4 protein-coding genes and 2 riboswitches are annotated in these 6016 nt (G+C 67.5%); all 4 genes read right to left on the bottom strand.

All coding sequences use genetic code 11. The features are described 5' to 3' along the window. On the bottom strand, positions 1 to 272 hold a 272-nt coding region (locus AC1DRO_RS20250), incomplete at its 3' end, for a glycine cleavage system protein H (protein WP_476952197.1). A gap of 581 nt (positions 273 to 853) precedes the next feature. Next, on the bottom strand, positions 854 to 2002 hold the full coding sequence (gcvT, locus tag AC1DRO_RS20245; protein ID WP_476952196.1) for a glycine cleavage system aminomethyltransferase GcvT: 1149 nt from the start codon (positions 2000 to 2002) through the stop codon (positions 854 to 856). Positions 2003 to 2014: 12 nt separating this feature from the next. Then, positions 2015 to 4924 (bottom strand): aminomethyl-transferring glycine dehydrogenase, encoded by a 2910-nt coding sequence (gene gcvP, locus AC1DRO_RS20240; RefSeq protein WP_476952195.1) that lies wholly within the window; start codon positions 4922 to 4924, stop codon positions 2015 to 2017. Positions 4925 to 4963: 39 nt separating this feature from the next. Beyond that, positions 4964 to 5078: riboswitch (glycine riboswitch) on the bottom strand. A 1-nt stretch (position 5079) separates the two neighbouring features. Then, a riboswitch (glycine riboswitch) is annotated at positions 5080 to 5178 on the bottom strand. A 287-nt stretch (positions 5179 to 5465) separates the two neighbouring features. Further along, positions 5466 to 6005 carry a TetR/AcrR family transcriptional regulator gene (locus AC1DRO_RS20235; RefSeq protein ID WP_476952194.1) on the bottom strand — a complete coding sequence of 180 codons (540 nt, stop codon included), beginning with the start codon at positions 6003 to 6005 and terminating at the stop codon, positions 5466 to 5468. Positions 6006 to 6016 lie beyond the last annotated feature (11 nt).

Below are 6016 nucleotides of genomic sequence, written 5' to 3'. Positions count from 1 at the left end.
AGAGAAGGGTCATCGACAACGGCGTCGTTGACCTCGGTGACCTCACCCGTCACCGGTGCGTAGAGGTCCGAGACCGACTTGGTCGACTCAACCTCACCGCAGGTCTCCCCCGCAGTCACCGTCGACCCGACCTCGGGCAGGTCCACGTAAACGATGTCGCCCAGGGCGTCGGTGGCGACGGCGGAGATGCCGATGGACACAACGTTCCCGGCCTCCCGCGCAACCCACTCGTGCTCGTCGGAGTACTGCAGTTCAGGGGCAACTTTTGCCATGTGTTTTTCCTTTACGTTTGAAAAGTCGTGGGCCACAACAATTGTGGTGGGTTGGGTGGCGGATGAGGCAATTCCTCCGCGTGCTCGCTCGTTCCTCGCTTAGACGCACGCTTCCGGAATCCCCTCACCCGCCGCTATTCAGTTCAGTTTTCGGGGCCAGCCGTTTTCCCGGAATAAACAGTGGCCTTTCGATATCTTCCAGAGCCGGCGGTGCTCCGAGGCTCCAAGGGTGTCATCAAGCTCAACCCCCAATGATCGAGCTTGGCGTGGCACCCTTTGGGACCGACCTACCCCGCGGTAGGCGGTACATCCTCCAGCACTTTTGGCTTTCGAAGGCGCTGGTACCCGTTGGTCCTGTTGTGGTCGGTTTTCCACAAAGGTGAGCTTCTCGCGAGGGGGCGGCTGGCCGCGGTTTTCGAAAGCGTGCGTCTAAGCGAGTGACTGCCGTCTGGGTTCCCTGGCCGAGCTTGCGAGGCTAGGGGGACGGCGGGTCAAACGAGCGAGCACGCGTGAAAACTGGGGCCTGCCGCCCCGGGCCGGGTACCGCTGAGGCACCCGGTCCCGCTGAGGTACCCGTTCGGCTACTTTTGGCGCTTGTAGAAAGGCAGTGCGACAACTTCGAAGGGTTCGGCCTTGCCGCGGAGGTCGATGTCCAGTGCGGTGCCGGGCTCGGTGAATTCGACGTCGACGTAGGCCATCGCGACCGGGTAGCCGAGGCTCGGGCTGGGCTGGCCGGAGGTGACTTCGCCGACGACGTTGCCATCCTTGAGGACCGGGTAGTGGCCGCGGCCGGCCCGGCGCCCGAGGCCCTTGAGCCCGACGAGCTTGCGGCCCGTCGTGGCGCCGGCGCCGGTTTCCTTCTTGGCGGCCAAGGCGGCCTTGCCGATGAAGTCGCCTTCCTTGGACAGGGCGACGACGGGGCCCAAGCCGGCGGCGAACGGATCGCCCTCCAGGGAGAGCTCGTTGCCGTAAAGCGGCATGCCGGCCTCGAGACGGAGCGAATCGCGGGACGCGAGGCCGGCGGGGGTCAGCTCGCCGTCCTCTGCGATGGCGACGAGCGCCTGCCAGAGGGCGGCGGCGTCGTCGTTCGCGACGAAGATCTCGAAGCCGTCTTCACCGGTGTAGCCGGTGCGGGCCAGCAGGAGGTCGTGGCTGGCTCCAGCGAACATGAACGGGACGTCCACGGCGGCGTAGTACTTCAGGCCGGTGACGAGCTCGTGCTGCGGGGCGGGGACCAGGCGCAGCAGGATCTCCTCGGCCTTGGGTCCCTGCACGGCGATCAGAGAGGTTTCAGCCGAGGCGTCCCGGACAGTGACGTCGAACCCGCCGTCCTTTCCGGAACCGGCCCGCTCGGCGAGGGCGTCGGCGACTACCTTGGCGTTGCCCGCGTTGGGGACCACGAGGAACTTCTGGTCGCCGCGGCGGTAGGTGATGAGGTCGTCGATGATGCCGCCGTCGGTGTTGCAGATCAGCGAGTACTTGGCCTTGCCAATGGCCATCGCCGAGATCTTGCCCACGAGGGCGTAGTCCAGGAAGGCTGCGGCGTCGGGGCCGGTGACCCAGACTTCGCCCATGTGGGAGAGGTCGAACAGGCCCGCGGACTTGCGGACAGCGTGGTGTTCGGCGAGTTCGGAGCTGTACTTCAGCGGCATCTGCCAGCCGCCGAAGTCTGTGAAGGAGGCGCCGAGCTTCTTGTGTTCTTCGTAAAGTGCCGTGTAATTCTCAGTCATCGTTGGCTGTCCTTAGTTGGCGGAGTCGGAGTTGGCGGAATCGTTGGAGTGGACTGCTGTGTCTTCTTCGAAGGCCTCGAGGGGAGGGCAGGAGCAGATCAGGTTGCGGTCCCCGGCAGCGCCGTCGATCCGTCCGACCGGCGGGAAGTACTTGTCCTGCTTGAGCGTGTGGACCGGGAAGACGGCCTGTTCGCGCGGGTACTCGCGGGTCCAGTCGGTGCTGATCACGGCAGCGGCGGTGTGCGGGGCGTTCCGCAGCGGGCTGTGCTCCACGCTGAAATCGCCGTTGGCCACCTGGTCGATCTCGGCGCGGATGGCGACCATGGCCGTGATGAAGCGGTCGATCTCGCCCAGGTCCTCGGATTCGGTGGGCTCCACCATCAGGGTGCCGGCCACCGGGAACGCGAGGGTGGGGGCGTGGAAGCCGTAGTCGATCAGGCGCTTGGCCACGTCCTCGGCGGTCACTCCGGTCTTGGCCGTGAGTTCGCGCAGGTCCAGGATGCACTCGTGGGCCACCAGGCCGCCTTCGCCGGTGTAGAGCACCGGGAAGGAGTCGTTGAGTCGGGCCGCGATGTAGTTTGCCGCGAGCAGCGCGGACTTGGTGGCCTCGGTGAGGCCCCGGCCGCCCATGAGCTTCACGTACGCCCAGGAGATCGGCAGCACACCTGCCGAACCGTAACGGGAGGCAGAGATCGGGGTGCCGTCGGCGCCGTTGGCCGGGTCAGCCGCGTTGCCGGGCATGAACGGGGCCAGGTGCGCCTTGGCCGCGACCGGCCCGACGCCCGGTCCGCCGCCGCCGTGCGGGATGCAGAAGGTCTTGTGCAGGTTCAGGTGCGAGACGTCGCCGCCGAACATGCCGGGCTGGGCCAGACCGACCAGGGCGTTGAGGTTGGCGCCGTCGATGTAGACCTGGCCGCCGGCGGCGTGGATCGCGTCGCAGACCTCGCGGACATCGGCGTCGTACACCCCGTGCGTGGACGGGTAGGTGATCATGATGCAGGACAGCGCATCCTTGTGCAGCTCGATCTTGGCGGTCAGGTCCACGTGGTCGATCGTGCCGTCCGAAGCCGTGGCCACGACCACGACCTTCATGCCGGCCAGCACGGCCGAGGCCGCGTTCGTGCCGTGCGCGGAGGCCGGGATCAGACAGACGGTGCGCTGGGCATCGCCGCGGGAGAGATGGTAGCCGCGGATCGCCAGCAGGCCCGCGAGCTCGCCCTGGGAACCGGCGTTGGGCTGGATCGAGACCTGGTCGTAGCCCGTGATCTCGGTCAGCTGGCCTTCGAGGTCCTCGATCAGCTCGCGCCAGCCGGCGGTCTGGGATTCCGGGGCGAAGGGGTGGATGGAAGCGAACTCCGGCCAGGAGATGGCCTCCATCTCGGCCGTGGCGTTCAGCTTCATGGTGCACGAACCCAGCGGGATCATGGTCCGGTCCAGGGCCAGGTCACGGTCCGAGAGGCGGCGGATGTAGCGCAGCAGCTGGGTTTCGGAGCGGTGCGTGTTGAACACCGGGTGCTGCAGGAAGTCGGAGGTGCGCTCGACGGCGGGGTCCAGGCCGAAGCCTTCAGTCGAGTCAGTCACGGACGCGCCGAACGCGGCGATGACGTCGGCGACGACGGCCACCGTTGTGGCCTCGTCGGCGGAGATGCCGACGGTGTCGGCGTCGATGGCGCGCAGGTTGACGCCCTTGGCGTCGGCTGCCGCGATGATCTCTGCTGCCCGGCCCGGCACGGAGACGGTGATGGTGTCGAAGAAGGAGGGGTGCAGCACGTCCAGGCCGGCGGCCTTCAGGGAGGCGGCGATGGTCTTGGCGTGGACGTGGACCGACTGGGCGATTGCCTTCAGCCCGTCCGGGCCGTGGTAGACGGCGTAGAAGGAAGCCACGATGGCCAGCAGGGCCTGGGCGGTGCAGATGTTGGAGGTGGCCTTCTCGCGGCGGATGTGCTGCTCGCGGGTCTGCAGGGCCAGGCGGTACGCGGGGACGCCGGCGTTGTCCTTGGAGACACCCACGAGGCGGCCGGGCATGGAGCGCTCAAGCCCCTTCTGAACGGCCATGTAGGCGGCGTGCGGGCCGCCAAAGAACAGCGGCACGCCGAAGCGCTGGGCGGATCCGACGGCGATGTCAGCGCCCTGCTCGCCCGGAGGGGTAATCAGGGTCAGGGAGAGGAGGTCTGCCGCCACGGTGACGAGGGCGCCGCGTTCCTTGGCGTCGGCGATCACGGCGGTGTGGTCAAACACGCGGCCGGAGACGCCCGGCTGCTGCAGGACGACGCCGTTGATGACCCCGTCGGGCAGGCCCTTGGAGAGGTCGGCGACCTCGACCTCGAAGCCGAGGGCCTCGGCACGGCCCTTAACGATCGCGATGGTCTGGGGCAGGCAGTCGGCGTCGAGGACGGTCTTGCCGTCGTGCGCCGTCTTGTTCTTATTCGCGCGGCGCATCATCAGCACGGCCTCGGCCACGGCGGTGGCTTCATCCAGCAGGGAGGCGTTGGCGATCGGCAGGCCGACGAGGTCCTGGACCATGGTCTGGAAGTTCAGCAGCGCCTCGAGCCGGCCCTGGGAGATCTCGGGCTGGTACGGCGTGTACGCGGTATACCAGGCCGGGGCTTCGAGGACGTTGCGGCGGATCACCGGAGGCGTGAGCGTGTCGTAGTAGCCCTGCCCGATCATCTGCACGGCGGTCTTGTTCTTCGACGCCAGTTTGCGCAGCTCGGCGAGGACTTCGACTTCGCTCAGGGCCGCGGCGAGCGCCAGGTCGGCATCCTGGCGGATGTCCTTCGGAACGGCGGTGTCCACCAGGGCGTCGACGGTGTCGTAGCCGACAGCCTTCAGCATGGCGTCGACGTCGGCCTGGCGGCGCGCGCCGATATGGCGGTCAACGAAGGACGTGGAGGCTGGGGTAACAGTCACAAGGAACTCCATAACTCAGGCGGCGCAGGGTACGCCACATTGATTCGGGTTCCTCCCCGCTCTGTATTGGACCTGAGAGTTTCCGCGCAGCCCGCGTTTCAGGGCTCCGCTTGCACCGTCGGTGAGCACAGCATGTCCGGGACACGCCTGCTACTTTCCAGAGATGCCTTGCCGCGGCGGTACATGGGCCTGAGAGATTCCTGGGGAGGGTTTGCTCCTACGGCGCCTGCTTGTACCTACTTGCAGGACTCTCCCGCCGCAGATCAAAGGCGTATTTAATTGGGTGTTCAATCGGGGGTGACAACAGTCACAGCTCTCATTGTCCTATGCCGGGCGCGCGTCCGCAAACTCCCTCCCCGCGGCGGACCCAGGTTACGGGCCGCGAGCCACCCGGCGGCGAATCCGGCGGCGCGAATTCGCCGGAAACGCCCGGAGTCGCCGCAACTTTCCGGCGTACTCGAATGTTTCCGGCGAATTCGGCGGGGAGTAGGGGGTCTGCGGGGAGTAGGGGGTCGGCGGGGAGTAGGGGGTCGGCGGGGGGTGGGGGTGGGCTTCAGCCGCGCAGGCGCTCGACGGCGGCCAGGAGGCTCTGGACGTCCGCCTCGACTTCCGGCGGCGGACCGCCGGGACCCCGCGCCAGCATGGCATTGAAGTACAGCCCGTCCCCCATGCACAGGACGGCCTTCGCCATGGCGGGCCCGACGTCGGCCGCCAGCAGTTCCAGCCAGCTCGCCTGGCCGGCGGCGAAGCGGCGGAGGGTTTCCCCGTGCGCCACCTCGGCGAGCCGCGTGGCCGCCACGAAAACCCGGTCCATGGGCGTGTCCGCCCACACCGAGGACTTGATGAAGTACGCCGCCGCCCCTTCCGGGGCTGTCGCCATGGCCGCAACATCTGCAGCCAGGAGCCGGTCCAGCCGTTCCAGCAGGACCGCGATCATGGCCTCTTTGGTCGGAAAATGGTAGAGCAGGCCACCCTTGGAGACGCCAGCCCGGCGCGCGACGGCGTCCAGCGTCGCGGCGCGTTCACCGACTTCGATGAGCAGGGATTCGAAGGCATCGAGGACGGCCTCGCGGGCGACGGGTTTCCTGGGCATGCCTCCCATCA

The organism is Arthrobacter sp. P4_F11, assembly GCF_056401395.1.
The sequence above is the reverse complement of the archived record's forward strand: the minus strand, read 5'-3'. Positions and strand labels throughout refer to the sequence as shown.